This is a genomic window from Pseudonocardia sp. HH130629-09 (assembly GCF_001294645.1).
Lineage (GTDB): Bacteria > Actinomycetota > Actinomycetes > Mycobacteriales > Pseudonocardiaceae > Pseudonocardia.
Genome location: NZ_CP011868.1, coordinates 607,264 through 634,140, shown reverse-complemented (window position 1 = coordinate 634,140; position 26,877 = coordinate 607,264). Strand labels below are relative to the sequence as shown.

Annotated in this window: 22 protein-coding genes and 2 pseudogenes; 10 read left to right on the top strand and 14 right to left on the bottom strand. The window is 74.8% G+C overall.

Annotation, left to right across the window (positions count from 1 at the left end; translation table 11 throughout):
• The first annotated feature begins 155 nt into the window (after window positions 1-155).
• Window positions 156-860, top strand: a complete 705-nt coding sequence (locus XF36_RS02990; RefSeq protein WP_060710801.1) for a MerR family transcriptional regulator — start codon at window positions 156-158, stop codon at window positions 858-860.
• Between the two features lie 212 nt (window positions 861-1,072).
• Here XF36_RS02990 and XF36_RS33610 read toward each other — a convergent pair whose 3' ends face one another.
• The gene (locus XF36_RS33610) at window positions 1,073-1,489 is read right to left on the bottom strand and encodes a zinc-binding dehydrogenase (RefSeq protein WP_238589082.1); all 417 of its coding nucleotides are present in this window, start codon (window positions 1,487-1,489) and stop codon (window positions 1,073-1,075) included.
• A 268-nt stretch (window positions 1,490-1,757) separates the two neighbouring features.
• Window positions 1,758-2,036, bottom strand: a pseudogene (locus XF36_RS35425) (alcohol dehydrogenase catalytic domain-containing protein); the annotation flags it as partial.
• A gap of 137 nt (window positions 2,037-2,173) precedes the next feature.
• On the opposite strand from XF36_RS35425, the gene XF36_RS02980 reads away from it, so the two are divergent.
• The 4 genes from XF36_RS02980 to XF36_RS02965 are packed head-to-tail and all read left to right on the top strand — an operon-like array spanning window position 2,174 to window position 5,230.
• Complete coding sequence (locus XF36_RS02980) at window positions 2,174-2,794, top strand: TetR/AcrR family transcriptional regulator (RefSeq protein WP_060710799.1); 621 nt, start codon at window positions 2,174-2,176, stop codon at window positions 2,792-2,794.
• A gap of 8 nt (window positions 2,795-2,802) precedes the next feature.
• Window positions 2,803-3,075 (top strand): hypothetical protein, encoded by a 273-nt coding sequence (locus XF36_RS02975; RefSeq protein WP_060710798.1) that lies wholly within the window; start codon window positions 2,803-2,805, stop codon window positions 3,073-3,075.
• Entirely contained in the window at window positions 3,072-4,571 is a 1,500-nt protein-coding gene (locus tag XF36_RS02970) for an AMP-binding protein (protein ID WP_060710797.1), read from the top strand. Before XF36_RS02975 ends, XF36_RS02970 begins: the two co-directional genes overlap by 4 nt.
• On the top strand, window positions 4,568-5,230 hold the full coding sequence (locus tag XF36_RS02965; RefSeq protein ID WP_060710796.1) for an RraA family protein: 663 nt from the start codon (window positions 4,568-4,570) through the stop codon (window positions 5,228-5,230). The genes XF36_RS02970 and XF36_RS02965 overlap by 4 nt, the downstream gene beginning before the upstream one ends.
• 9 nt (window positions 5,231-5,239) lie before the next feature.
• Here XF36_RS02965 and XF36_RS32115 read toward each other — a convergent pair whose 3' ends face one another.
• The 4 genes from XF36_RS32115 to XF36_RS02950 all read right to left on the bottom strand — a co-directional run bounded on the left by XF36_RS32115 (window position 5,240) and on the right by XF36_RS02950 (window position 7,552).
• Window positions 5,240-5,392: a hypothetical protein gene (locus tag XF36_RS32115; protein ID WP_168169451.1), complete on the bottom strand. Its 153-nt coding sequence runs from the start codon at window positions 5,390-5,392 to the stop codon at window positions 5,240-5,242.
• A gap of 45 nt (window positions 5,393-5,437) precedes the next feature.
• The gene (locus XF36_RS02960) at window positions 5,438-6,178 is read right to left on the bottom strand and encodes an HAD-IIA family hydrolase (protein ID WP_198932332.1); all 741 of its coding nucleotides are present in this window, start codon (window positions 6,176-6,178) and stop codon (window positions 5,438-5,440) included.
• A 62-nt stretch (window positions 6,179-6,240) separates the two neighbouring features.
• Entirely contained in the window at window positions 6,241-7,056 is an 816-nt protein-coding gene (locus tag XF36_RS02955; RefSeq protein ID WP_060710795.1) for an Fpg/Nei family DNA glycosylase, read from the bottom strand.
• A gap of 25 nt (window positions 7,057-7,081) precedes the next feature.
• Window positions 7,082-7,552: a ribose-5-phosphate isomerase gene (locus XF36_RS02950; protein WP_020626091.1), complete on the bottom strand. Its 471-nt coding sequence runs from the start codon at window positions 7,550-7,552 to the stop codon at window positions 7,082-7,084.
• An 18-nt stretch (window positions 7,553-7,570) separates the two neighbouring features.
• Between XF36_RS02950 and XF36_RS02945 the strand changes: the two genes are divergently transcribed.
• Complete coding sequence (locus XF36_RS02945; protein WP_060710794.1) at window positions 7,571-8,245, top strand: DUF429 domain-containing protein; 675 nt, start codon at window positions 7,571-7,573, stop codon at window positions 8,243-8,245.
• Between the two features lie 16 nt (window positions 8,246-8,261).
• The gene (locus XF36_RS02940; protein ID WP_060710793.1) at window positions 8,262-9,143 is read left to right on the top strand and encodes an MBL fold metallo-hydrolase; all 882 of its coding nucleotides are present in this window, start codon (window positions 8,262-8,264) and stop codon (window positions 9,141-9,143) included.
• A gap of 740 nt (window positions 9,144-9,883) precedes the next feature.
• Here XF36_RS02940 and XF36_RS29900 read toward each other — a convergent pair.
• Window positions 9,884-10,945: pseudogene (locus XF36_RS29900) on the bottom strand (MFS transporter); the annotation flags it as partial.
• A gap of 169 nt (window positions 10,946-11,114) precedes the next feature.
• Here XF36_RS29900 and XF36_RS02935 point away from each other — a divergent pair.
• Window positions 11,115-13,700, top strand: coding sequence for a carboxylate--amine ligase/circularly permuted type 2 ATP-grasp protein (locus tag XF36_RS02935; RefSeq protein ID WP_060710792.1), 2,586 nt, complete (start codon window positions 11,115-11,117; stop codon window positions 13,698-13,700).
• Between the two features lie 7 nt (window positions 13,701-13,707).
• On the opposite strand, the gene XF36_RS02930 is transcribed toward XF36_RS02935, so the two are convergent.
• Both XF36_RS02930 and xylA read right to left on the bottom strand, forming a co-directional pair.
• Window positions 13,708-14,880 carry an ROK family protein gene (locus tag XF36_RS02930; protein WP_168169450.1) on the bottom strand — a complete coding sequence of 391 codons (1,173 nt, stop codon included), beginning with the start codon at window positions 14,878-14,880 and terminating at the stop codon, window positions 13,708-13,710.
• Window positions 14,881-14,885: 5 nt separating this feature from the next.
• A complete protein-coding gene (xylA, locus tag XF36_RS02925) occupies window positions 14,886-16,055 on the bottom strand; it encodes a xylose isomerase (protein ID WP_060710790.1) in 1,170 nt (389 codons plus the stop codon).
• 254 nt (window positions 16,056-16,309) lie between these two features.
• Between xylA and XF36_RS02920 the strand changes: the two genes are divergently transcribed.
• Window positions 16,310-18,169: a S9 family peptidase gene (locus tag XF36_RS02920; protein ID WP_060710789.1), complete on the top strand. Its 1,860-nt coding sequence runs from the start codon at window positions 16,310-16,312 to the stop codon at window positions 18,167-18,169.
• A gap of 27 nt (window positions 18,170-18,196) precedes the next feature.
• On the opposite strand, the gene XF36_RS02915 is transcribed toward XF36_RS02920, so the two are convergent.
• The 3 genes from XF36_RS02915 to XF36_RS02905 form a co-directional block, all read right to left on the bottom strand.
• Window positions 18,197-19,762, bottom strand: a complete 1,566-nt coding sequence (locus tag XF36_RS02915) for a serine/threonine-protein kinase (protein ID WP_060710788.1) — start codon at window positions 19,760-19,762, stop codon at window positions 18,197-18,199.
• 139 nt (window positions 19,763-19,901) lie between these two features.
• Window positions 19,902-21,275 carry a transglycosylase family protein gene (locus XF36_RS02910; RefSeq protein ID WP_060710787.1) on the bottom strand — a complete coding sequence of 458 codons (1,374 nt, stop codon included), beginning with the start codon at window positions 21,273-21,275 and terminating at the stop codon, window positions 19,902-19,904.
• A 119-nt stretch (window positions 21,276-21,394) separates the two neighbouring features.
• A complete protein-coding gene (locus XF36_RS02905) occupies window positions 21,395-22,021 on the bottom strand; it encodes a DsbA family protein (RefSeq protein ID WP_060714363.1) in 627 nt (208 codons plus the stop codon).
• 99 nt (window positions 22,022-22,120) lie between these two features.
• Here XF36_RS02905 and pepN point away from each other — a divergent pair, with 99 nt between their 5' ends.
• Window positions 22,121-24,727, top strand: a complete 2,607-nt coding sequence (gene pepN, locus XF36_RS02900; RefSeq protein WP_060710786.1) for an aminopeptidase N — start codon at window positions 22,121-22,123, stop codon at window positions 24,725-24,727.
• A gap of 64 nt (window positions 24,728-24,791) precedes the next feature.
• Here pepN and XF36_RS02895 read toward each other — a convergent pair whose 3' ends face one another.
• Both XF36_RS02895 and XF36_RS02890 read right to left on the bottom strand, forming a co-directional pair.
• On the bottom strand, window positions 24,792-25,115 hold the full coding sequence (locus XF36_RS02895; protein ID WP_060710785.1) for a hypothetical protein: 324 nt from the start codon (window positions 25,113-25,115) through the stop codon (window positions 24,792-24,794).
• A gap of 167 nt (window positions 25,116-25,282) precedes the next feature.
• Window positions 25,283-26,845, bottom strand: a complete 1,563-nt coding sequence (locus XF36_RS02890; protein ID WP_060710784.1) for a sensor histidine kinase — start codon at window positions 26,843-26,845, stop codon at window positions 25,283-25,285.
• Window positions 26,846-26,877: the final 32 nt, after the last annotated feature.

The following is a 26,877-nucleotide window of genomic DNA, read 5'->3' as shown; positions in this document are numbered from 1 at the left end:
CACCACCCGCGGGGGTGAACTCGTGACCGGCGTGTCGCCGGGTCCGGCGTGTCGCGGCAGAACGGTGCCGGTCGGGGCTTGCACCTCACGCGACGTGAGGCGGCACCGTCCATCATGCCGCCACGACGTGGCGGTGCGACGGGGAGGGGCACGGGGTGAAGGTCGGCGAGCTGGCCCGGGCGACCGGGCTGACGGTGCGCACCCTGCACCACTGGGAGGAGCGGGGACTGGTCGTGCCGTCGGCACGGACGTCCTCGGGCCACCGGGTCTACGACGACCAGGACGTCCGCAGCGTCTACCAGGTGGTCGCTCTGCGGGAGCTGGGGCTGCCGCTGGACGCCATCGGTGAGCTGCTGTCGTCGGGGTCCTTTGCCGAGGTCCTCACCGCGCACCTGAACCAGGTCGACGCAAGACTGGCCGCGCTGCACGCCCTGCGGGGCACGCTCGCGGCGGTCGTCGACCGGCTCCGGGAGGCGCCGGACCCCGACCCGTCGGACGTGTTGATGATGATCGACGAGGTGAGCAGGGTGAACGACACCTTCGCGCAGTACTTCACTCCCGAGCAGGTCGCCGCACTCCGGGCGCGACGTGCCGAGGGCGAGACGACCGCGGCCGCGTGGCCGGGGCTGATCGCCGCCGTCCGGGCCGAGATGGACACCGGCACCGACCCGTCGGAGCCGCGCGTGCAGGCGCTCGCGGCGCGGTGGTCGGAGCTGCTGGCGGCCTTCCACCACGGCGACGAGTCGTTGCGCCGGCAGCTGTACCGGCTGCGGGAGGAGAACTCCGGGGAGGTGACCGTGGCGGGTGGCCCGGACCAGGCGATGATCGACTACATCGCCCGGGCCGGGGCCGGCGGCTGAGCCTGCCCCGGGCGGCCGGTTCAGCAGCTGCACGGTGCGCGGCACCGGCCACGTCGGCGGGGTGTGGCCGGTGCCGCCCGGACCGGCGGTCGGGGACCGCAGGCCGAAGATCGCGTCGCGGGCGGCCACGCCCGACCGGACTGGCGTTCGGCGAGGTCGCCCGCGATGTCGGCGAACCGCGGGGCCCATCGGGTCGGGCGGCCGCGTCCCGCTCAGGACCGGTCGACCACCACGACGACCTTGCCGCGGATTCCGCCCGCCTCGACCCGCCGGTAGGCCGCGGCGACGTCGTCCAGGGCGAAGCGTGCCTGGACCGGCACCCGGACCACGCCCTTCTCGACGAGTTCGGCGAACGCCCCGAGCTCGTCGGACCGTGCGTCGTTGCTGAACGGGAGCACCCGGCCGGGATGGCGCTCGGCCAGGTCTGCGGTCGCGCGCAGGCCGCCGAGTGGGTCGGCGGCGTCCACACCGAGCGGCACCAACCGTCCGCCGGGACCCAGCAGATCGTAGAGCGCGGCCGGTTCGGTCCCGACGAGGTCGACGACGACGTCGAACGGCGGCAGCGCGCGCAGGTCCCCGACATCCGTGGCGCGGTAGTCGAGGACGACGTCGGCGCCGAGCCCCTGCACCCACTCCTGGTGCGCGGTACCGGCCAGCGCGGTGACGTGCCCCCCCCCACGCGCGGCCGATCTGCACCGCGACGCTCCCGACACCGCCACTGGCCCCGCGGACGAGCAGCCGCTCCCCCGGCTGCACCCGTGCGACGTCGCGCAGGGCGTGTGCCGCGGTCGTCCCGACCGCGGGTGCCGCGGCGGCGTCGAGGAGGTCGAGCCCGGCCGGGGCCCGGGACACCTGCTCGGCCGGCACGGCGACGAACTCCGCCATGGACCCGGGGACCCAGTGCGGGGTGAGCCCCCAGACCGGTTCGCCCACCCGCAGCCCGACGCCGTCGGTGACCGCGGCGACGACACCGGAGAAGTCGATCCCCACCCGTCCCGGCAGCGTAGCTCCCACCATCTCCCGCAGCTCCCCGCCGCGCGTCAGGTTCTCCCCGTTGCTGGCCGACGCCGCGGCGACCCGCACCAGAACCTCCCCCGCTGCGGGCCGGGGGACACGTGCCTCCCGGACCACCAGGACCTCGGGGCCGCCGTGTCGGTCGTACTCGACGACCCGCATCGTGTCGGGTGTCGTGCTCATGGTTCCTCCGGATCGCGATCGTTCCGTACCGTGGCGATCAGATCCGGTACGAAGTGGGGAATGTCCCCACTTCGAAGATATGGGGACATTCCCCACTTGTGCAAGGAGGCGGCCCCATGCCCCCGGTACGGTCGCGTCCACCGCGGGCGGACGCCCGGCGCAACCGCGCAGCGATCGTCGCTGCGGCGCGGCAGGTGTTCGAGGCCGAGGGCCTCCGGGCCCCGACCGACGGCATCGCGACCGCGGCAGGGGTGGGCAACGCGACGCTCTACCGCAACTTCCCCACCCGTGACGACCTGCTGGCCGCTGTCGTCGAGGACAGCATGTCCGACCTGCTCGACACCTCGGCCGACCTCGACGCCGCACCCGCTGCCGCCGACCCGCTGCGCGAGTGGTGCTTCCGGCTCGCATGGCACCTGCGGACCTGGCACGACCTGCCGACCTACGTCGCCGCCGCCCTGAATGCACCGGACTCCCCGCTGCAGGCGATCTGTGCCCGGCTCGGCGCGCGCACCGGGGAGCTCCTCGACCGCGCCCGGGCCGAGGGCTCGGCCGATCCGGGCGTCACCGCCGGGGCGCTCCTCGAGCTGATCACGGCCACGGCCTGGGCGGTCGACCACTTCGGTGACGACCCGGCGGCGGCGCGCCGCCGGGTCGCGCTGGCCACCGCGGGCGTCCACACCGACCGGAACCGGGGCCCGCGCAGGACCTCCGATCCCGTCCACGACGGACACTAGGATCACCCGTGCGCGCGATCGGCCCGCTCGGCGGCATGAGCTGGGAGTCCTCCGCGGAGCGCGAGGCACTGGACGAGCCGGGCAGCAGCCCGGCGAGCGGGAACCGCGCCGTGGTGCCCGCCGACCACATCGCGACCAGGACGGAGCTCTCCTCGATCCGCGGCCGGATCACCAGCCCGGCGACGACGAGCGCGCGCTCCGTGCCGGCCCGCGGGCCGGTTCCCGACGACGAGCGGCTCGGCCCGGCCGCCGACGACGACGAGGCCGGGAGTACCGCGTGAACGCGCGCGTCACCGGGCCGCGGTTCCCCGAGCCCGTGGTGCCCTCCGGTGCCACCGCGCTCGCGGCCCGGCTGCGCGAGCTCGTCGCCGCCGCCCCGGACCGCCCGCTGGTCACCGAGGACAGCCCCGACGGCACCGGCGTGGTGCGCACCCGCGCGGGGTTCGACGCCCGTACCAACCGCCTGGCCAGGGCGTTCGCCGACCGCGGGGTCCGGTGCGGGGACCTGGTGTCGATCGCGCTGCCGAACACCGCAGCGCACCTCGAGTGCTCGGTCGCGGTGTGGAAGATCGGTGCGGTGCCCCAGCCGCTGTCGGCCCGGCTGCCCGCCGCCGAGCGCGACGCGGTGCTCGCCGTCGCCGCGCCGGCGCTCGTCGTCGACACCCCGGTCGACGCCGACGGGTACGCCGACGGCCCGCTCCCCGACGTGATCGGGCCGAGCTGGAAGGCACCCACCTCGGGTGGGTCGACCGGCACGCCGAAGGTGATCGTCGCCGGTCAGGCAGCCTGCGTCGAACAGGTCCTGGCCCGCGTCGACGGGCTGCGGATCGACCGCGACGGCGTGTTCGGCTGCACCGCACCGCTGCACCACAACGCCCCGTTCATGTTCACGCTGATGGCGTTGCTGCAGGGCCACCACGTCGTGCTCATGGGCCGGTTCGACGCCGCCCGGGCACTGTGGATGATCCCCGCGTACGGCGTGACCTGGCTCTACGCGGTGCCGACCATGATGAGCCGGATGCTGCGGTTGCCCGACGCCGACTGGGCCGCCTGCGACGTCGGCACCCTGCGGACCGTGCTGCACGTCGGCGCGCCCTGCCCGCCGGAGGTCAAGCGCGGCTGGATCGACCGGGTCGGCGCGGAGACGGTGCTCGAGATCTACTCCGGCACCGAGTCCCAGGCCGGTACCGCGATCGACGGCCGCGACTGGCTGGCCCACCCGGGTTCGGTCGGACGGGTCACCCGCGGCGAGATCACCGTCCGCGACGACGACGGCCGCGAGCTCGGCCCCGGCGTGACCGGCGAGATCTGGATGCGGTCCGGCGGGGCGCCGACGTACCACTACCTGGGTGCCTCCGCGCGCGAGCGGGACGGCTGGGAGTCACTCGGCGACATGGGCTCGCTGGACGCCGACGGCTATCTGTACCTGGCCGACCGACGTTCGGACATGATCCTCGTCGGCGGCGCGAACGTGTACCCGGCCGAGGTCGAGGCCGCGCTGACCGCGCACCCCGGGGTGCGCGACGCCGTCGTCGTCGGGCTGCCCGACGACGACTACGGGCACGTCCTGCACGCCGTGGTGCAGGCCGAACCGGGCGTCGAGAACGATCTCCGCGAGTTCCTCGACGGACGCCTGAGCAGGGCGAAACAGCCACGGAGCATCGACGTCGTCGACCACCCGCTGCGCGACGACGCCGGGAAGGTGCGCCGCTCGGAGATCGCCGCGCGCGCCGCCGACGCTCGACGACGCGCAACGGCGGGAGGTGCGACAGGATGACGACCATGCCCGATCTCCTCGACCGTCTGCGCGAGCTGCAGGTGTCCTCCCTCTGCGACGCCGACAAGTCGCTGCCCGTGGTGGACCCGGCGATCCGGGCCCTGGTCCTGGACGTGTCGATGGCCGGCCCCGCGGTGACGGTCTCGTGTGTGGACGACCACCTGCCGATGTTCGCGGCGCTGTCCGCGGCCCGCCCGGGCTCGGTGCTCGTCGTCGCCGGGGCCGGTGGTCACCGCGCCGTGTCCGGTGAGCTGTTCGCGACCGAGGCGAAGCGGCGCGGGCTGGCCGGGATCGTCGTCGACGGGCTGGTCCGCGACATCCGTGGGCTGCGCGGGATCGGGCTGCCGGTGTTCGCCCGCGGGACATGCCCGGCGTCGGGCAGCACGAGCGACCCCGGCACCGTCGACGAGATGGTGTCGTTCGGCGGGCTCGTCGTGAGCCCGGGCGACCTGGTGTGCGGCGACGACGACGGGCTGCTCATCGCCGCGCCGGACCGGCTCGCCGAGGTCGTCGAGACCGCCGAGGGCATCGAGGCCGCCGAGCGCGCGTTGGTCTCGGCCATGCGCAACGGCCACGACCTGCACTCGCTGACCACGGTCGTCGAGCACGTCGCGGCGCTGCGCCGGGGCGAGCCCAGCGCGCTGGGGTTCAAGATCTGAGCGGGTCGCTCAGGCCGCGACCGCGTCCCAGCTGAACTCCTCGGTCATCGAGCCGGGACAGTCCGGGCACGGGACGGCGACGCCCGCCGCCTCGTCACCGGGGAGCTCGGCCTCCGCGCCGCAGGCGGCGCACCGCTGCCAGGACACCAGTTCTCCGTACATGCGTTCGAGGGTGAACCACATCGGTGTAGTTCGCAACCCCGCAGGTCAGACGTCGTCGATCAGGTCCGCGACCGAGGAGACGACCCGGTTCGGGCGGAACGGGAACCGGTCGATCTCGTGCTCCTTGGTGATCCCCGAGAGCACCAGCACCGTGCGCATCCCGGCCTCCAGCCCGGCGAGGATGTCGGTGTCCATCCGGTCGCCGATCATGACCGTGGACTCCGAGTGCGCACCGAGCCGGTTGAGCGCGGCCCGCATCATCAGCGGGTTCGGCTTGCCGACGAAGTAGGGGTCGACCCCGGTCGCCTTGGAGATCATCGCGGCGACCGAGCCGGTCGCCGGGAGGATGCCCTCGGGCGACGGGCCGGTCGCGTCGGGGTTGGTGGCGACGAACCGGGAGCCCTGCTCGACCAGGCGCATCGCGGTGGCGATCGAGGAGAAGCTGTAGGTGCGGGTCTCGCCGAGCACCACGTAGTCGGGGTTGCGGTCGGTGATGACGTAGCCGATGTCGTGCAGGGCGGTGGTCAGCCCGGCCTCGCCGATCACGTAGGCGCTGCCCTGTGGGCGCTGCTCCCCGAGGAACGCGGCCGTGGCGAGCGCGGAGGTCCAGATCGACTCCTCCGGCACGTCGAGGCCGGTGGCCTGCAGCCGGTAGCGCAGGTCGCGGGGGGTGTGGATGCTGTTGTTGGTCAGGACCAGGAACGGGACGCCCTTGTCGCGCAGCCGCGACAACAGGGTGTCCGCCCCCGGGACGATGGTGCCCTCGCGGACGAGGACGCCGTCCATGTCGGTCATCCAGCACTCGATCGGCTTCTGCTCCACCACGGCCGCCACCCTAGGCCGCCACCCTAGACGGCTGCCGGTTGGCAGCGCGGGCACCAGAACAGGTTGCGGTTCTGGTGCTCGGCGTGCCGCACCGGCGTCCCGCAGACGAGGCAGTCCATCTCGGCGCGGCGGTAGACGTAGACCTCCCCGCCGTGCCGGTCGGTGCGCCCGGGCTGTCCGCGGCGGCGCGGGTCGTGCTCGGGGCGGACGGTGTCGATGCGGCCGGTCCGCACGCCGTCACGCATGAGCACGACCAGGTCGGCCCACATCGCGTCCCACGTCTCCCGGTCCAGCGCCCGGCCCGGGAGCTGCGGGTCCAGGCCGTGCCGGAACAGGACCTCGGCTCGGTAGACGTTCCCGACGCCGGCGAGCACCTTCTGGTCCATCAGCAACGTCGCGAGCGGGCTGCGCGAGGCCGAGATCCGGGCCCAGACCGTGTCCGGGTCGGCGTCGGGACGCAGCGGGTCCGCACCCAGCCGGGCCCGCAGCGCGCGGGCCTCGGCCGAGGTGAGGAGCTCGCAGGCGGTCGGGCCGCGCAGGTCGGCGTAGTGGGTCTGCCCCACCAGCCGCATCCGCAGCTGCCCGACCGGTTCCGGCGCGGGCAGCGGCCGTTCGACGAACGTGCCGTACAGCCCGAGGTGGACGTGCACGACGCGGTCGCGGCCGTAGCGGTGGAACAGGTGCTTGCCGTGCGCCTCGGCGCCGGTCATCACCTCGCCGTCGAGCAGTGCCGCGGAGGCGGCGAAGCGGCCCTGCGGGCTGGAGACGCCGACCGGCCGGCGGACGAACAGCTTCCGGTGCAGCCGGGCCAGCCGATGCAGCGTGTGTCCCTCGGGCATCTCGGCTCCGGGTCAGGACGCGGGATCAGGAGGCGGGGAGCTCGATCTTCCCGGTCCGCTCGTAGTCCAGGACCTGGTCGATGCGGCGCTGGTGGCGCGCGTCGCCGGAGAACGGGGTGGCGATGAAGGCGTCGACGATCGCGACGACCTCGGTGAACGAGTGCTGCCGCGCGCCGATGCCGATGATCTGGGCGTCGTTGTGCTCGCGGGCGAGGGTGGCGGTGGCCTCGTTCCACGCCAGCGCGGCGCGGATGCCCTGCACCTTGTTGGCGGCGATCTGCTCGCCGTTGCCGGATCCGCCGAGCACGATGCCGAGGGACGTGGGGTCCTCGACCACGCGCCGCGCGGTCTCGATGCACCAGGCGGGGTAGTCGTCGAGGGCGTCGTAGGTCGGCGCTCCGACGTCGATCGCCTCGATCCCCTTCTCGGTCAGGTACTCGACGAGCTTGCCCTTGACCTCGAAACCGGCGTGGTCACTGCCCAGGTAGACGCGCACGGGGCACGATCCTCCCCCATGCGGATCGGCGGCGTGGACGGGGTCCCGGGTGGCTGGGTGGTGTGCGTGCTCTCCGGCAGCGGAGCAGCACGTGAGGTGAGGTGGACGGTGGTCCCCGACGCGGCGTCGGTGCTGGCCGCGACGGCCGGGTGCGACGCCGTGGGGGTCGACATCCCGTTGTCGGTCCCGGCCGGTGCGCAGCGGCGCGAGGCCGAGGTCCTCGCGTCGGCGCGGCTGGGCCGGGCGCGGTCCTCGCTGTTCCCCACCCCGCCCGCTCCGGTGCTCGACGCGCAGACCTACGAGGAGGCCTGTGCCACCGCCCGGGCCGTCACGGGGAAGAAGATCAGCCTCCAGACCTGGTACATCGTCGACAAGATCCGGGAGTTCCAGCGGGTGCGGCTGCCGTCGTCGGTGGTCGAGACGCACCCGGAGCTGTCGTTCCGCACGATGGCACCGGCGGTGGCGTTCGCGTCGAAGAAGACCGCGCGCGGGGCGGGCCAGCGGGTCGCGGCGCTGTCGGAGTGGGTCCCCTCCGCCGCGTCGCTCGGTGACCTGCCCACCGCCGCCCGGCTCGACGACGTCCTCGACGCACTGGCCTGTGCCTGGACGGCCGAGCGGGTGGCCCGCGGGACCGCGGAGGTGCTCGGCCCGGGAACCGACGCCCTGGGCCGGTCCGCCGCGATCGCGGTCTGAGCGCGAGGATCACCGGATGGACGGGCAGCGGTCGGACGCGCAGCCGGCGGACGGGCGCTGGGTGGAGCTCGCCGACGGTGTGCTCGCTCGCCGGCACGACGAGCTGGATCTGACCACCGGCCTCGTGCTCGGCACCTCCGCGGCGCTGGTGATCGACACCCGCGGCGACACCGCCCAGGGCGCCGAGCTCGCCGCCGCGGTGCGTGCGGTGACCGCACTGCCGGTCGTCGTGGCCCTCACCCACGCACACTTCGACCACTGCTTCGGCACCGCCGCGTTCCCCGGCGCCCCGGTGTACGCCCAGGCCGGCTGCGCCGGCGCGCTCCTGGCGACGGCCGCCGCGCAGCGCGCCCACTGGGTCCGGCACTACCGCGACTCCGGAGACACCGCCGACACCGGGGACGGGGACACCCGCGGCTCCGGCGACACAGGCGGCTCGACCGCCGCCGCGACGGCCGACGCGCTCGCCGCCACCGTCCCGGTGCTCCCCGACCGCCCCGTCTGTCCCCGCGCCGGCTCGGTGCACCCGGTCGACCTGGGCGGACGCGTCGTACAGCTCGTGCATCCCGGCCCCGCCCACACCGGACACGACCTGGCGGTGCACGTCCCCGACACGGGCGTGCTCTTCGCCGGGGACCTGCTGGAGAACGGAGCGCCGCCGTCGTTCGGGCCGGACGCCTACCGCCGGGACTGGGCGGCCGCCGTGGGGCTGCTGCTCGACGTCGGCACGGCACCCTCGGCCGTCGCCACCCGGGTGTTCGTGCCCGGGCACGGCGACCCGATGACACCCGACGAGGCGGCAGCGCAGCACGCGGACCTGCTGCGGATCGCCCGAGCTGCCGAGGTTTCCGATGCCGAGGTTCCGGACGCCCCGTCTACGAGTTCGCTTACCCGGTAAGCGAACTCGCACAACAAGGGTCTGCCGACCACGCCGCAGGAGCCGGGAGCAGGGAGCCGGGAGCCGGTCATCACCGCTCGGGGTCGCCGACCTCGGGTGACGGCGCCCCTCGAGTGGATTCGCTTACCGAGTAAGCGAATCCCTGCACGACCGGCCGGGTGCGGTCCGTTGCGGGTTCCGGCCCGGCGCCACGATCCCGGGTGGCCGCCGCGTCCCGCCGATGCTCCGGGGTCACCCGTCCGGTCGGTCCCGCCGGCGCGGAGCCGGGCCGGTGCCGAGCCCCGATCGGCGGGCGGCCGACGGAGCCGTGTCGGGCGGGACGCCGTCGAGCCGGCGAGCGTTCGGCTGGGCAGCGTTCGGCTTGGCAGCGACCGCCTGGACAGCGGCCGGTGGGGCGGCGCCCCGGGACCGGTCGGACAGCACGCGCGCGACGCGGCCGGCGACACCGGACGGGTCGGGTTCCACGCCCGCCGCCCGGCGCAGGCGGTACAGCTCCACGGTCGGCGGCCCGGCCACGACCAGGGGCAGCGGTGCGGTCGGGTGGTCGTCCGTCGCGATCCGGGGGAGCTCGACCGTCGGCAGGTCCACCGGAAGGTCCACGGCCCGGCCCGCCGAGAGGGTGACCGAAGGGGCGGCACGGCAGGCAGGTGCCGGCGCAGTGCGAGCACCGCGGGCAGTCCCAGCGCCGGGCCGACGGCGAGCACCACGAGCGCCGCCTGCCATCCGACCGCGGCCGCGGCCACCGTGACCGTCGCGATCCCGGCGACGGTGAGCAGGAACCCCAGCGCGGTCTGCACGGTCAGGGCGGTGCCGGTGTAGCGGGGATCGGCGATCTCGATGGTCGCCGTCGTCAGGACCGCGGAGTCGGCGACGGCGGCCGCGCCCCACAGCACGCAGAACGCGCTCACCAGCAGGGGCGCCGCGCCGATCACGAGCGGGGACGCCAGGCAGCAGACGCCGCTGACCAGCAGCGCCGTCGCGATCACCGGGACACGTCCGTAGCTGTCCGCGGCGCGGCCGCCCAGCACGCAGCCGGCGGCGCCGCCCAGCCCGGCCGCCACGAACACCAGCAGGTGATCCGATGGGCCGGGGTCGCCACCGGCAAGTGCGGCGCCCAGCCAGGTCCAGAGCGCGTACAGCTCCCACATGTGCCCGAGGTAGCCGAGCACGACCAGCCGCGGGCCGGGCTCCCGGAGCAGCCGCAGCGCGTAGCCGGTGTCCGGGGGCGGGGCCGGGGCGAGCGCCGGTCCGGGACGCAGGCACCAGTGGGCCAACGCGGCCGCCGCGAGCCCGCACAGCGCGGCGCCGGCGAGCACCCCGCGCCACGGCAGCCCCGGCAGCCCACCGATCAGGTGCGGCAGCGCCGACCCGACGGTCAGCGCGCCGACCAGCACGCCGAGGTCGCGGGCCCGGCGCGACCGGTCCGACCAGGACGTCATGATCTTCATGCCGACCGGGTAGACGAGCGCGAGACACACCCCGGTCAGCGTCCGCAGCACCAGCGCCGCCACCGGCCCGTCGACGACGGCGGCGAGCAGCAGCGTGCACGCAGCGGCCGCGGCCGCGCCGGCCGCGAGCAACCGCTGCGGCGGGACCCGGTCGGCGAGGGTCAGCACCGCCGAGACCACCGCGCCTGCGGCGAACCCGAGCTGCACCGACGTCGTCAGCCAGACCCCGGCCGTCGCGGACAGGTTCCACTCGGCGCGCAGCTCGGGCAGCACCGCGGACGCGGAGAACCACACGGCGAGCCCGAGCACTTGGACCAGGGCGACCAGGGCCCGCGCCCGGCTGCCGGCGGTCATGGCGGCTCCGTGGGGTCGGCGGATCCGGACACGCTAGCGACAACACCTAGTGGGAACTGGTCCGGACAGATGATCCGGTACCGCCGTCCGGACCAGCAGCCGACGCAGTGTCGGGCGTGATCGCCGCGGGACACACGGACGTAACAGGAGCCACCTAGCGTCACCGGCCGTGGGGAACGTGCCGCTGGTGGGGGTCGAGGAGGAGTTCCACGTGGTCGGCCTGGCCGACCGCCGGGCCGCGCCCGACGCGGAACGGTTGCTGGAGCACCTGGACGGGGCGGAGTTCTTCCCCGAGCTGCAACGGTCGCTGGTCGAGACCAACTCGCCCGCGACCCCGTCGCTGGACGACCTGCGCGCCCACGTGCGACGCCTGCGCAACCGGCTGCGCGAGGCCGCCGAGCCGCTGGGGCTGGGTGTCGTCGCGGCCGGGACGGTGCCGCTGGTCGACCTGTCCGGCGACGACATCTCGGCCGGTGCCCGCTACGAGCGGATGCAGCACGAGTACCAGATGCTGGTGCGCGAGCAGCACATCTGCGGGGTGCAGGTGCACGTCGACGTCCCCGACCGCGACACCGCCGTGCAGGTCTCGCGCCGGGTCGCGCCCGCGCTGCCGACCCTGCTCGCGATCACCGCCAGCTCGCCGTACTGGCGCGGCCACGACACCGGCTACGCCAGTTACCGCAGCATGATCTGGCAGCGCTGGCCCACCGCGGGACCGCCCGGTGACGTCACCACCGCCGCCGAGTACGACGCGATGATCGACGAGCTCATCGCGTCCGGGACGATCAGCGACGCCGGGATGCTCTACTTCGACGTCCGCCCCAGCGCGCACCTGCCGACCGTCGAGCTGCGGCTGTGCGACGCCTGCCCCGACGTCGACGACGTCGTGCTGGTCGCGGGACTGTTCCGTGCCCTGGTCGCCCGCGCCCGCACCGACACCGAGGCGAGCAGGCCGCTGCCCCGCGCCCGGTACGAGCTACTGCGCGCGGCCGGGTGGCGGGCCGCACGGTCCGGGCTGGAGGGCGACCTCGTCGACATCGGCCGGGCCCCCGGCGGTCCCCCGACGCTGAGCTCCCCGTCGATGCAGCTACGCGGGCTGGTCGAGGAGCTGCGGCCGTGGCTGGAGGAGGTCGGCGACCACGACCAGGTCGCCGAGCTCGCCGAGGGCGTCCTGGCCCGCGGGTCGGGCGCGGCGGCGCAGCGGCGGGCCTTCGGGCGACGCGGCTCGCTGGCCGACGTCGTCGACGACCTGCTGGCACGCACGCACGGCGAGCGGCCGCCGTCGGCCCCCGCGGAGACCGTGCCGTCCGCGCCGGAGCTGCTGCACGGTTACGTCCCACCCCGCTACGACGAGGCCGTCGACGCGACCGGCGCCGTCCGGCCCGGCTACGGCTGGCTGTTCCGGTCGCTGGAGCGGCTCGGCCCGCGCGGCCTGGCCGCGGCGGAAGCCGCCCTGCGCACCGAGCAGCGCGCCCGCGGGGTGACCTTCCCGGTTCCCGGCGTCGAGCCCGGCGACGACGGCGAGCGGCTGTTCCCGCTGGACCTGGTGCCACGGATCATCGAGGCCCAGGACTGGGCGCACCTGGCGTCCGGGCTGGAGCAGCGGATCCGGGCGCTGGAGTGCTTCGTCCGCGACGTCTACGGCCGCCGCGAGATCGTGCGGGACCGGGTCGTCCCGGGGTCGGTGGTCGAGCAGGCCCCCGGTCGCACCCGCTCCGGCGCGCTGGTGCCCCCGGACGCCGTCCGGATCGCCGTCGGCGGCATCGACCTGGTCCGCGACGACGCCGACGGCTGGGTCGTGCTGGAGGACAACCTGCGGGTCCCGTCGGGCATCGGGTTCTCGATGATGAGCCGGCGGCTGATCCGCAGCGTGCTGCCCGACCTGGAGTCGCCGTCGGAGGTCCGCCACCTCGACGACGTGCCGGAACGGCTGCGCGCCGCGCTCGCGGCGGGCGACCCCGACGGGCCCGACGGGGAGGCCGCGCTGCTGACCGCGGGCGAGGTGGACCCGGCGTTCTTCGAGCACCAGCTGCTCGCCGAGGCGATGGACGTCCCGCTGGTGACCCCCGCGCGGCTGCAGGTCACCGACGGCGCGGTGTTCCTCGTCGGCGGCGGGCGGCGGCGCCGGATCACCACCCTCTACCGTCGGATGGACGAGAACGAGCTCGCCACCGCCCGCGGCGCCGACCACCGGCCGCTCGGTCGCGCGCTGTGGGCGGCGATGGCCCGTGGACGGGTCGCGCTGCGCAACGCGCCCGGCAACGGCGTCGCCGACGACAAGCTGGTCTACGCCTACGTACCGGAGATGATCCGCTACTACCTCGGCGAGAAGCCCGTGCTGGCTTCGGTGCCGACGCTGCCCTGCGTCGACCCGGCGGCCCGTGAGCAGGTGCTGGACCGGCTCGACCAGCTGGTGCTCAAACCCGTCGACGGCTACGGCGGCGCCGGGATCGTGATCGGCCCGTACGCCGGTCGGGCCGAGCTGGACCGGGTGGCCGAGGCGATCCGGGCCACCCCGGCCGGCTGGGTCGCCCAGGACCTCGTCGGGATCTCCACCCACCCCACGTTCACCGACGGCGCCCTGCAGCCCCAGGCCGTCGACCTGCGGGTCTTCGCGGTGCAGTCGCCCGGCGCCGGCGGAGTGCCCGAGGTCGACGTGCTGCCCGCGGCGCTGTCGCGGGTCGCCCCGCCCGGCGGGATGATCGTGAACTCCTCGCGCGGCGGCGGGGCGAAGGACACCTGGGTACTGGCCTGAGGCAGGTTCAGCCGGCGAGCAGCAGGTCCGGCTCGCCCAGCACCCGGTCGGCGACCGCGCGGGCGGTACCGGTGACGGTGGCCGCGCGGCCGTGCGGGGACACGACCACCGCGACGTCCGGCCCGGTCGCGACCCCGCGACGCACGAGCTCCGCCCGCACCGCGGGCGCCAGCCAGGTGCCCAGCTCGGCGTAGCTGCCGCCGAGGACGACGGTGCCGACGTCGACGACGTGGAGCACCGACGTCAGCGCCGTCCCGAGCGCGGTGCCGGCCCGGGCCAGCGCCCCCGTCGCGGCCGGGTCCCCCGCGCGGGCGGCGGTCCGCAGCGCGGCGACGTCGGCGACGCCCGCGTCGCCGAGCAGGGCGGGCAGACCCGCGTAGACCTCGACGCAGCCGGTGCCACCGCAGCCGCAGCGCCGCCCGTCGCGCTCGATCACGACGTGCCCGATCTCCCCGGCGACGCCGCGGGCACCGGGCAGCACCCGCCCGTCGACGACGATCCCGCCGCCGATCCCGACGTCGGCGGAGACGTAGACGAAGTCGTCGGCCTGGCCCAGGTGCGCGAGCGCGCCGAGCGAGGCCTCGTTGCCGACGAGCAGCGGCACCGCGCAGAGCGCGTCGGCGTGCTCGGCGGGGCGGCAGCCGTCGAGCCGGGGCAGGTTCGGGGCCCGCAGCAGCACCGCCGCGCCGTCGGAGCCGTGCACCGGTCCGGGGACGGCGATCCCGGCCCCGGCCACCGGGCGTCCGGTGCGCGCGGCCAGGGTCGCCACGGTCCGAGCGGCCCGCCCGAACACCGCCTCCGGGTCGAGGCCGCGGTGGTCCCGGCGCCGGCGCGACCGACGCACCACCTGCCCGTCCAGGCCGGTGACCAGCGCGTCGACGCCGTCGACCTCGACCGACACGGCCAGCACGACGGGCCCGGTGCCGGCGAACGCCAGCGGCGTCCCGGGCCGCCCGACCCCGCTCCGGTCCGGCTCCCCCTCCGCGAGCACCCCCGCGGCGACCAGCGGGTCCAGCAGCCCCGCGACGGTCCCGCGGGTCAGCCCGGTCGCCGCAGCGAGCGACGCCCGCGACGACGGGGCCGTCCGCAGCACTCCCAGCAGCAGCCCGAGGTTGTGCCGGCGCACCGTCGGGGGACGCGCAGGCAGGGCCTGGGGACGGGGAGCCGGTCGGTCGGGCACGGAGGTCATCGTGCTCCGGCGAGGTGCTCCACCACGAGCTGGTGCAGCCGGACGAAGCCGTACCCGCGACGGCCGAACGCGTCCGGGTCGACCGTGTCCAGCGCCGGGTCGGCGAGCAGGTCCGCCGCGGTCTCCCCGCCCCCCAGCGTCGGCTCGGACAGCGCGGGCACCCCGGCCGCGGCGAGCGCGGCGACGACCTCGGGGTCGGCCCGGAACGCGGCCGCCCGCTCGCGCAGCAGCAGGTAGGTCCGCATGTTCGCCTCGGCGGAGTCCCACACGCCACGGCGGTCCTCGGTGCGCGAGGGCTTGTAGTCGAAGTGGCGGGGGCCGTCGTAACCCGCGGTCTCGAGCAGGTCGACCAGCGCGAAGGCGTTGAGCAGGTCACCGTGGCCGAACACCAGGTCCTGGTCGTACTTGATGCCGCGCTGACCGTTCAGGTCGATGTGGAACAGCTTCCCGGCCCACAACGCCTGGGCGACGCCGTGGGCCATGTTGAGCCCGGCCATCTGCTCGTGCCCGACCTCGGGGTTGACCCCGACGAGCTCGGGGTGGGCGAGCCGCTCGACGAAGGCCAGGGCGTGCCCGACGGTGGGCAGCAGGATGTCGCCGCGGGGCTCGTTCGGCTTGGGCTCGATCGCGAACCGGATGTCGTGGCCCTGCTCCAGGACGTACCCGCAGAGCAGGTCCATGGCCTCGCGGTAGCGGTCCAGGGCGGCGCGGACGTCCTTCGCGGAGTCGTACTCCGAGCCCTCCCGTCCGCCCCAGAGGACGAAGGTGCGGGCACCGAGCTCGGCGGCCAGCTCGACGTTGTGCAGCACCTTGCGCAGCGCGAGCCGCCGCACGGTGCGGTCGTTGGAGGTGAACCCGCCGTCCTTGAACACCGGGTGCGAGAACAGGTTGGTGGTGATCATCGGGACGGTCATGCCGGTCGCCTCGCACGCCTTCCGCAGGCGTGCGATCTGCCGGTCCCGGTGGGCCGGGTCCGGCGCGAAGCCGAACAGGTCGTCGTCGTGGAACGTGAGGCCCCACGCGCCGCGCGCGGCGAGCTCCTCGACGGCCTCGACGACGTCGAGCTCGGGGCGGGTGGGCGAGCCGAACGGGTCGGCTGCGGTCCAGCCGACGGTCCACAGTCCGAAGGAGAACTTGTCGGCGGGGGTCGGGGCGGGGACGGCCATCGTCTGCTCCTGGAGGTGGGGGTCCGGCTCCGGCGAGCATGCTCCCGGAGCCCGTCCCGGTCCAGAGTTTGTTCGTTTTACCTACGAATGAATCTCTCGTTCGCCGTAGTGGTCGTCATCACCCCGAAACGCTGTGGGTCTTGCACGAGCGGTCCGGCGCACGTGAGGTGGAACCCGGCGCGGACCCACCGGGTAGTTTCGACGTCCGGCCAGGCGAACCGCAGGACACGAGGGCAGAACCGGGGGTGTGATCGGTGGAGGCCGGGCAGACCGGGCAGATCACCCAGACCGTCCCCGACCGTGACGGCGCCGGGGCCGCGCCCGGGCACCACTCCCCCGCGGTGTCCCCGGACGGCACCCGCATCGCCTGGATCTCCGACCGCACCGGGCGCCCACGGGTGCACGTCGCGACGCTGCCGCCGGACGGGCCCATCGACCCGGACGAGGCACGGGTGCTGTCGGCGCCCGGCCCGTACGCCGACGTGACGGCGCTGTCCTGGTCGCCCGACGGCAGCCGGATCGCGGTGCAGGTCGCCCCGTGCGGCGGCGACCGCACCCGGGTGGCGCTGCTCGACCCCGACGGCGGTCCGGCCGTCGGGATCGCGACGCACGCCACCGCCGTCGTGCTGGGGGCCTGGGCCCCGACCGGACGGTCGCTCGGCGTCACCGTGCTGTCCGACGCGACACCGCGCGGCAGCGAGCCGGGCGACGGCACCGCCTGCCTGGTCGACGTGCGTGACGCCTCCTCCACCGTCCTCGGGTCCGGGCAGGCGGCCGTCGTCCAGGCGGTGTCGGCGGACGGCCGTCGGGTCGTGCTGCGCACCGGGCGTCGCGGGGAGCGCGCCCTGGAGCTGGTCGACCTGCACCGCGGCACCCGGGACCGGGTGATCGGCGGGCCCAGCGGTGCGCTGACCGCCGCCGCCCGCTTCGGCTCCGCCCCCGGCACACTGTGGGTGCACACCGACGCCGACCGCGAGCACGCCGCGCTGCTCGCCGTCGCGCTCGGCCCCACGGCCGAGCACCGCCTGTCCCCCGCGCGCCCGGTCGCCGTCCGGCCCGGCGCCGACCTGGAGGTCGTGGCACTGGACCCGGGCGGCCCGCGGGCCGCGCTGGTGTGGAACGTCAGCGGGCGCAGCCAGGTCGAGATCGCCGACCTGCGCGGCGGGAGACCGGAGCGGCTGCCGGCGCCGTGCGACGTCGTCACCGGGGTGACCTTCGCCCGCGACGGCGTGTCGCTGCTGGTCGCGGGCCACTCCCCGGGGGTGCCGCCGTACGTGGTGCGGCTGCCGCTCGACGCCCGCCCGGCCACACCGCTGCTCGGCGGGACCCCGGTGACGCCCCGGCCGCCGCGCCCGGAGGCGGTCGGCTTCCCCGCCGAGGACGGGCTGCGGCTGTCCGGGTGGCTGCACCGGCCGTCGTCGCCGACAGGGGTGGGGTTCGTCTGGCTGCACGGCGGCCCCGAGTCCGAGGAGCGGCCCGGCTGGGCGCCCCTGCTGCACGCGCTGGTCGCCGCCGGGGTCACCGTGCTCACGCCGAACGTGCGCGGCTCCTCCGGGCGGGGGCGGGCCTTCGCCCGGCTCGACGACGGTCCGCTGCGGCCGGAGTCGATCGCCGACGTGCGGGCCGCGACCCGGCTCCTGGCCGGGGTCCCCGACGTCGACCCGCGCCGGATCGTCGTCGGCGGCCGGTCCTACGGCGGGTTCCTCACCCTCGCCGCGCTGACCCGGTTCCCGGAGCTGTTCGGGGCCGGCGTCGACGTGTGCGGCATGTCCGACATGGCCGCCTTCTTCGCCGACTCCGAGCCCTGGATCAGCGGTCCCGCGACGACCGAGTACGGGCACCCGGACCGGGACCGCGCGCTGTTGGAGGAGCTGTCCCCGCTGCGGACGGCGGACCGGATCGCCGTGCCGCTGCTGGTCGTGCACGGCGAGCACGACACGAACGTCCCGCTGTCCCAGGCGCTCGCGATCCACGCGGCGCTGGCCGGACGCGGCGCCCCGGTGGAGCTGCTGCGCATCCCGGACGAGGGCCACGAGGTGCACGACCGGCACACCCGGGCCGCGGCGAACGCCCGGATCGTGGACCTCGTGACCGCGACGACGGCCCGTGGCTGAACGGGCGACCCGGCCCGGCCGAGCGGGTCAGGCCGTGCTGAACGACTGCAGGATCTCCTGGCCCTCGCTGTTGGTGCCGACGACGAACCGGTAGTTCTCCCGGGTCGTCGTGCCGTCGTTGCGCATGAACACGACGGTCGCGGTGACCGTGTTCGGGCCGGCGTTGCGCAGGTTCTCGGCGTAGACGTTGCGCACGGTGCTGTAGAAGGACCGGAAGCCCTGGATGCCCTGGCTCTGGGCCTGTGCCTGCGGGCTGAGCATCGCGAACGCGCCGTCGATGTCGTCGGGCAGCATCCGGTAGTAGTTCTGCACGAACGAGACCGGGTCCTGCACCTGCCCGGTGCCGGTGGTCGGCGTGGGCGTCGGCGTCGCGGAGGTGGTCGGCGCGGGCGTGGTCGTCGGGGTCGCGCTCGGCGACGGCGATCCGCTCGTCGGCGGGGCGGCGATCACCGGCGGGGTGCCCTGCTGCTGGTTGGTCGAGTAGATGCCGAACGCGACACCGCCGCCGACGACGACGAGCAGCACGGCGAGCGCACCCAGCACGACCGGGGTGCGACGGCCCCGCCCGTCCCGGGAACGGGGGGCACCCTTCCGGCGGCCACCGCGCCCCCCGGGACCGGGGATGACCTGCGGCGCGGGGACGGCCGGGGCGTCGACGACCGTCCCGCCGCCCTGCGCGGCGAGCCCGTGCGGCGCGGCCACGGCGTCACCGGTGTCCATCACCGCGGACGCCGTCGACGGCGTCGCGAGACCGGCGACGGACTGGCCCGCGGCGATCCGGGCGAGCGCGTCGCGGGCCTGGGCGGCGCTGGGCCGCTCGGCGGGGTCGTTGGCGAGCAGGCGCATCAGCAGCGCGGTCAGCGGGCCCGCCTCCCGCGGCGGGGTGATCGCGCCGGTGGCGACCTTGTGGAGCAGGGCGTAGGCGTTGTCGTCGAGGCCGAACGGCGGCTCGCCCTCGACCGAGGCGTAGAGCATCGCGCCGAGCGCGAAGATGTCCGAGGCGGCCGTCGGCTCCTGGCCGCGGGCGACCTCGGGGGCGAGGAACGCCGGCGTGCCGGCGATGACGCCGGTGCGGGTGAGCTGCACGTCGTCGACGGCGCGGGACACACCGAAGTCGGTGATCTTGGCCCGGCCGTCCTCGGCGATCAGGACGTTGCCCGGCTTGATGTCGCGGTGCACGACACCGGCGGTGTGCGCGGCGGCCAGCCCGTCGGCGACCTGACGGCCGATCGCGGCGGCCTCCCGCGGCGGGATCGGGCCCTTCTCGGCGAGGACCGCGGCCAGCGAGCGCGACGGCAGGTACTCCATGACCAGCCACGGACGGTCGTCGTGGACGACGACGTCGAACATGCTGATCACGTGCGCGTGCTGCAGGCGGGCACCGATCCGGCCCTCGCGCAGGATCCGCTGGCGGGACTCCTCCAGCTGCTCGTCGGACGGCAGCGCGGCCGCGAGCAGCTCCTTGACCGCCACCGTCCGGTTCAGCAGCTCGTCCGTCCCCCGCCACACGGCGCCCATCGCACCGGCACCGATCCGCTCGTCGAGCCGGTAGCGGTTCCCGATCCGGGGCGTGTCGGGGGTGGGCGAACTCATGAGGTCCAAGGGTAGGGAATCGGGGCCGGGCCGCCGTCGGCAGGGCAGGTGCTGCAGACGACCGGGAGAGGGACCACGGACCCTACGCGACCACCCGTCGAGCAGCCAGCGACCGTACGCCACACCACAGGACGCCCGATCACCTCGGAAGGCCCAGTTTGTTGGCACAGGCCGGCCACGATCCGTAACCACCGCGGGCGTCGCGGACCTTGGTCGCGATCTCGATCTGCTGCTCCTTGGTCGCACCATCGGCGGTGGGGGCGTACTTCGTGCCGCCGAAGTCGCTCCAGGTGCCCCTGTCGAACTGGAGACCACCGTGGTAGCCGTTCCCGGTCGAGATGGCCCAGTCGCCGGAGGACTCGCACTGCGCCAACCGGTCCCAGGTACCGTCGGCCGCCTTCGCCGACGACGACGGCGTCGGCTCCTTCTTCTCCTCCCGCTCCGGGGCCGGGGCCCGGGGTGCCGGGGTCCCGCTGTCGCCTCCACCGCCCTCGGCCCCGCTGTCCTTCGCTCCGCCGTCCTCGTTCCCACCGGACCCGTCGCCGCCGGGCTTCTCGTCGCCGCCGGACTTGTCGTCACTGGAGTCGTCGCGACCGGACTCGGAGCCGTCGGTTCCGGACCCGCCCTCGGACGAGCCACCGTCGTCGCGGGAGCGGCCGGGGTCTCCGGAGTCGCCGAAGTCGCGGTCCTCCGGCTCGGAGCCCGAGGCCGGGCCGTCACCGGCGCTACCGCCGGATCGCTGGCCGGAACCGCCGGGGTCGCCCACGCTGCCGCCCGGACCGGAGCCGTTCGGATCGGAGCCGCCCGAGCCCGAGCCGCCCGAGCCCGAGCCGCCCGAGCCCGAGCCGCCCGAGCCCGAGCCGCCCGAGCCCGAGCCGCCCGAGCCCGAGTGGTCCGAGCGGGAGCCGCTCGGAGCCGGCCCATCGGAGCCGCCGCCGTTCGGGCCGCCGCCGGAGCCGCTCTCGGAGCCGGCGCGGTCCGGATCCGCACCGGAACCCGCCTCCGCCACCGCGGCGCGCACCCGCTCCCCCACCGCCCGCGCGATGGCGTCGGCGTCGGGGGCGCCGTACCCGGCGGCGACGTCGTCGACCACCAGCACCCAGTCGGTGCTCCCACCCGTGCCCTGCGGCACCGGGAACCGGGCGATCCCCGAGCTCGACAGCTGGGCCAGCTCCAGGGTCGTCCCGGTCGCGGGCTGCACCCACCACGGGCGCGCGGTGTCGCCGGAGAGCAGGTCGAGGTCGAGGACCACATCGCTGCCCGCCGGGGTGTGGCCGAGCACGTAGGAGCCGTCCTCGGCCCCGGCGATGTCGACCCGGCTGTCCACCGCCGCCGCCCGCACGGTGAACGCGCCGTCGGAGTACGGGCTCAGCGACGTGCGGGGCACCGCGTCGGCGAGTGCCCCACGCTCCAGCACCGCACCGACGGCGATCTGCCCGCCCGCGAGCGTCCCGGCGACCAGCGCCACCGTCCCGAGCACCGACGTCGTCCGCCGCGAGAACCAGGTGTCCACGGCGGAGCACTGTGCGCCCCCGCGGGGCCCGCCACGGCCGAACGGGCCATCCCGTTCGCGATCGCGAGCAGCCGTCGTCGGAGATCACCGGCCGTGCGGGGATCACCCGCCGGAGCGGGTCAGTAGTCGAAGGACGGGTCCTCGGTGCGGGTGCGCTTGAGCTCGAAGAAGTGCGGGTTCTCGGCCAGCAGCCGGGCGCCGTCGAACAGGCGGCCGGCGTCCTCCCCCTTCGGGACCCGGGAGATGACCGGCCCGAAGAACGCCACGCCGTCGACGTGGATCGTCGGGGTGCCGACGTCGAGGCCGACCGGGTCCATGCCCTCGTGGTGGCTGGCGCGCAGCTTCTCGTCCCACTCGGTGGAGTGCGCGGCCTCGGCCAGCGACTCCGGCAGGCCGACCTCCTTGAGCGCGCCGGCGACGACGTCGTCGAAGTCCTTGTTCTGCTGGTTGTGGATCCGCTCACCGAGGGCGGTGTAGAGCGGCGCGAGCACCACGGTGCCGTGCTGCTCGGCAGCGGCGATGCACACCCGCACCGGGCCCCACGCCTTCTTCATCATCTCCACGTACTGCTCGGGCAGGTCACGGCCCTCGTTCAGCACGGCCAGGCTCATCACGTGCCAGGTGACGTCGACGTCACGGACCTTCTCCACCTCCAGCACCCAGCGGGAGGTCAGCCACGCCCAGGGACACAGCGGGTCGAACCAGATGTCGATGCGGGCCTTGCCGTCAGCAGCAGCAGTCGTCATGTACGGCACAACGCACGCCACGCGCCCCCGATTCCTCGGACCGCGCCGCGCCCACCGTGATTGGATGCCGGACGACACCACTCCCCGGAGAGGACCTACGTGACCCCGCCCAACCTCACCCGTACCCAGGCCGAGGAGCGCGCCGCGCTGCTCGACGTGTCGACCTACGACGTCACGATCGACCTGACCGACGGCGCCGGAGCCCCCTCCGAGCGGACGTTCGCGGTGACCACGACGGTGCGCTTCACCGCCACCGAGCCCGGCGGGAGCACCTGGATCGAGTGGGTCGGCGACGGCATCACCTCGGCCACCCTGAACGGCGCCGACCTCGACGTCTCGGGCTGGACCGAGGAGGACGGCCTCGCGCTGCCCGATCTGACCGCCGACAACGAGCTGACGATCGTCGCGACCGGCCTCTACACCAACACCGGCGAGGGCCTGCACCGCTTCGTCGACCCTGTCGACCGGGCCGTCTACCTGTACTCACAGTTCGAGACGGCCGACTGCAAGCGGCTGTTCCCCTGCTTCGACCAGCCCGACCTCAAGGCCCGCTACACCCTCACCGTGACCGCGCCGGAGGACTGGAAGGTCATCTCCAACGCGCCGGCGACCGTCGAGGGCGGGGTCCACCGCTTCGAGCGGACCGAGATCCTCTCCACCTACCTGGTGGCGCTGATCGCGGGTCCGTACGCGAGCTGGCACGACACCTACCGCGACGAGCACGCCGAGATCCCGCTGGGCATCTACTGCCGTGCGTCGCTGGCCCCGCACATGGACCACGAGCGGATCTTCACCGAGACCCGCCAGGGCTTCGACTTCTACCACCGCAACTTCGGGGTGACCTACCCGTTCGGCAAGTACGACCAGCTGTTCGTCCCCGAGTTCAACGCGGGCGCGATGGAGAACGCCGGCGCGATCACGTTCCTGGAGGACTACGTCTTCCGGTCGCGGGTGACCCGCACGCTCTACGAGCGCCGCGCCGAGACGATCCTGCACGAGATGGCGCACATGTGGTTCGGCGACCTCGTGACCATGCGCTGGTGGGACGACCTGTGGCTCAACGAGTCCTTCGCGACCTGGGCGAGCGTGCTGTGCCAGGCCGAGGCGACCGAGTACACCGGCGCCTGGACGACCTTCGCGAACCTCGAGAAGTCCTGGGCCTACCGACAGGACCAGCTGCCCTCGACGCACCCGATCGCCGCGGACATCCCGGACCTGCAGGCCGTCGAGGTGAACTTCGACGGCATCACCTACGCCAAGGGCGCGTCGGTCCTCAAGCAGCTCGTCGCCTACGTCGGGCTGGAACCGTTCCTCGCCGGGCTGCGCGACTACTTCGCCGCCCACGCCTGGGGCAACGCCACCTTCGACGACCTGCTGGGCTCGCTGGAGAAGGCGTCGGGCCGGGACCTGTCGGACTGGGGCGCGCAGTGGCTGCGCACGACCGGCCTGAACCTGCTGCGCCCCTCGTTCCAGATCGACGACGCCGGCAGGTTCACCTCCTTCGACGTCGTGCAGGGCGGGGCCCGGCCGGGAGCCGGTGAGCTGCGCACGCACCGGATCGCCGTCGGCGTCTACGACGACGACCCGCAGACCGGCAAGCTCGTCCGCACCCACCGCGTCGAGCTCGACGTCTCCGGCGAGCGCACGCCCGTCCCGGACCTGGTCGGGGTGCCCCGCGGCAAGCTCGTCCTGGTCAACGACGACGACCTCACCTACTGCGCGCTGCGCCTGGACCCGGGCTCGCTCGCGACCCTGGTGGACCGCATCGGTGACATCGCCGACTCGCTGCCGCGCACGCTGTGCTGGTCCTCCGCGTGGGAGATGACCCGCGAGGCCGAGCTGAAGGCCCGCGACTTCGTCACCCTGGTCGCCGGCGGGTTCGACACCGAGTCCGAGATCGGCGTCGTGCAGCGGCTCCTGCTGCAGGCCCAGACCGCGACGGCGTCGTACTGCACCCCGGAGTGGGCGCACGGCCGCGGTTGGCCGCTGCTGACCGACGCGCTGCGGTTCCGCCTGGACACCGCCCCGCCCGGGTCCGACGTCCAGCTGGCGGTGGTCAACGCGCTGACCGCATCGGTGCTGCCGGAGAACACCCTGGACCGGATGAAGGGCTGGCTGCTCGACATCGACGTGCCGAAGGGCCTGACCGTCGACGCCGACCTGCGCTGGCGGCTGCTGCACGCACTCGTCGCGCACGGGAAGGCCGGCGAGACCGAGATCGCCGAGGAGGCCGAGCGCGACGCCACCTCCACCGGGGCGCGGCAGGCCGAGCGGGCCCGCGCGCTGATCCCGACCGCGGAGGCCAAGGAGCGGGCGTGGCAGCGCGCCGTGCACGACGACTCCCTGCCGAACGCGATCAACGAGTCGGCGATCTCCGGGTTCTCCCACCCCGCGCTGTCCACGGTGAACCCCGGCCTGCTCGACGGCTACGTCCGGCGCTACTTCGACGAGATCGACGGCGTGTGGGCCCGCCGGACCTCGGAGCTGGCGCAGAACGTCGTCGTCGGGCTGTTCCCGTCCTGGGCGGTCGCGGAGCCGACCGTCGCGGCGGCGGACGCCTGGCTCGCCGACGAGTCGAAGCCGGCGGCGCTGCGCCGGCTCGTGTCCGAGGGGCGCGCCGGGATCGTGCGCGCGCTGGCCGCCCGCGAGTTCGACGGTCAGGCCACTCCGGACCCGGAGCGGACCACCGCGGTCCAGCAGCCCTGACCCACGCACGACGGCGCCCCGGGAGCACGTGCTCCCGGGGCGCCGTCCGTGTGTCGGGGTGTGGTCAGCGGCGGCGCAGCCACCGCCGCAGGGGGTTGGCCGGCGCCGGTTCGTCGGCGGAGCGGAAGCCCGCGCAGACACGTGGCCCGCAGCTGCCGCAGTCGGTGCCCGGGCGGTAGTGCTCGTGCACCTCCTCCTGGTGGCCACAGGTGCACAGTCCCACCTGCGGTACGGCGGGCGCCGGCGGACCGGCCGGGGTCCGGGGCTCGGACGGGGTGCGCGGCCGGGGCAACGCCGGGACGGGCTGCAGGCCCGTCGGCGGTGTCAGGACCGCGGCCGTGGGGGCGACGGGGGTCCTGCGGTCGGTGCCGTCGTTCTCGTGCGCCATGTGACCTCCTTCGTGCCGGCGAACGGCAGCGCGGACGACCATTGCGTCATCGCACCATGCCGCTGCGTCACCAGTATGAGATCGCGTGGGGCGCGTGGGAATGGCTCGGAACGACGAATAGACCTTCCGTGGACGGATCGGCAGCTCACGGACACGGAGTCACCCGATCAGCGGGCCACCGGAAGTGTGAGTACGGCGAGACAGCCGCGGGGTGCGTGCACCGTACGGAGCACCAGGTTGCCTCCGTGCTCCTGAGCCAGCTGGGCGCTGATGTGCAGCCCGAGCCCGGAGCCGCCGGCGGCCTCGTCGTGCCGCCCGCGGACGATCTCGAGCTGCTCCTGCCCGTCGGGCAGGCCGGGGCCGTGGTCGCGGACCTCGACGGCCACCAGCCCCGGCTCGTCGGCGAGCCGGGCCCGCACCACCACCGGGGTCCGGGGCGCGTGCCGGTCGCAGTTGGCCAGCAGGTTCGTCACGACCTGACGGGTCAGCGACTCGGGCGCCGCGACCGGGGGCAGGTCGTCCTGGGTGTCGAGGGTGATGGAGCGGCCGTCGCGCAGGTCAACCAGGGTGCGCAGGGCCGCCCCGACGTCGTGCTCGCTGCCGGTGTCCGCCCCCGGCGAGGAGGCGACCGGGGCGTACGCCGGGCCGAAGTCGAGCAGGGCGGCCTCGCTCCGGCCGGTCGTCGGGTCGGCCGCGGCGTCGTCGACGGCGACCGGGGTCTGCAGCATCTGGCGCAGCCGGTTCAGCTCGGCGAGCACCGCCTCCCGCATCCGGTCGACCTGGGGGTCCTCGCCGCCGGGGCGGGTGGTCAGCAGCTGCGCCGCTCCGGCCAGACCGGCCAGCCCGTTGCGCAGCTCGTGGTCGCGCTCGGCGGTCTGGCCGGTAGCCCGTTCGAGCAGCGCCGATGCCTCGCCGAGGGTGTCCTGGAGCTGGTCGTAGTCGTCCTGCATCCGGGTCACCGTGCGCAGCGCCATGGTCAGCAGCGCGACGAGCACGACGCTCATCCCGAGCACCCGCAGCGACGGGTAGACCAGGCCGGCCACCGGCTCCTGGCCGGGCACGATCGCCCGGTACAGCTGCGACACCGCGATGATCAGCAGGCCGAGCCCCATGCGGGCCCGGACCCGGCTCGGGCGCCGGTAGCCGTCGAGCAGGAACAGCACCGCGACCAGGGCCCAGCCGCTCTGCACCACGACCGAGTACAGCGGCGAGGTCGCCAGCATCCGGGTGAACGGACTCTCCGCCTGCGACGCGACTACCCCGCCGACGACGAGGCCGACCGCGGCCAGCGCCCAGCCACCCCAGGCCCCGAGGACCGGCGGCGGCCGCAGCCCGGCGACCAGGATGCACAGGCTGATCACGAACATGGTCAGCACGGCCAGCCGCGGGGTACCCGCCGGGTACTGGGGCAGGACCAGCGCGGACAGCGGAAGGAGCACCACGCCGTAGAGCAGGAGGGCGGCCCCGAACCACGACGGACGGGGGTCCCCGGACAGCCGGCCCGTCACCAGCGCGACGATCGCCGCCGCCGACCCGACCGCGGCCGCGACGAGGGTGAGCACCGCCGTCGCATCGGACAGGTCGACCCGGCCGTCGACGACCGCGGGGCGGCTCACGGCCACCACGACGACGGTCATCACCGCGACGACCAGCACGTCGGTGAGGTGACCTGCCAGGAAGCGGGCCCGCCGCTGCGGCCCCAGGACCTCGCCGACGACACCGGACGCCACGTCGTCTCCGCTCTGCAGATGTCGCCGGACTG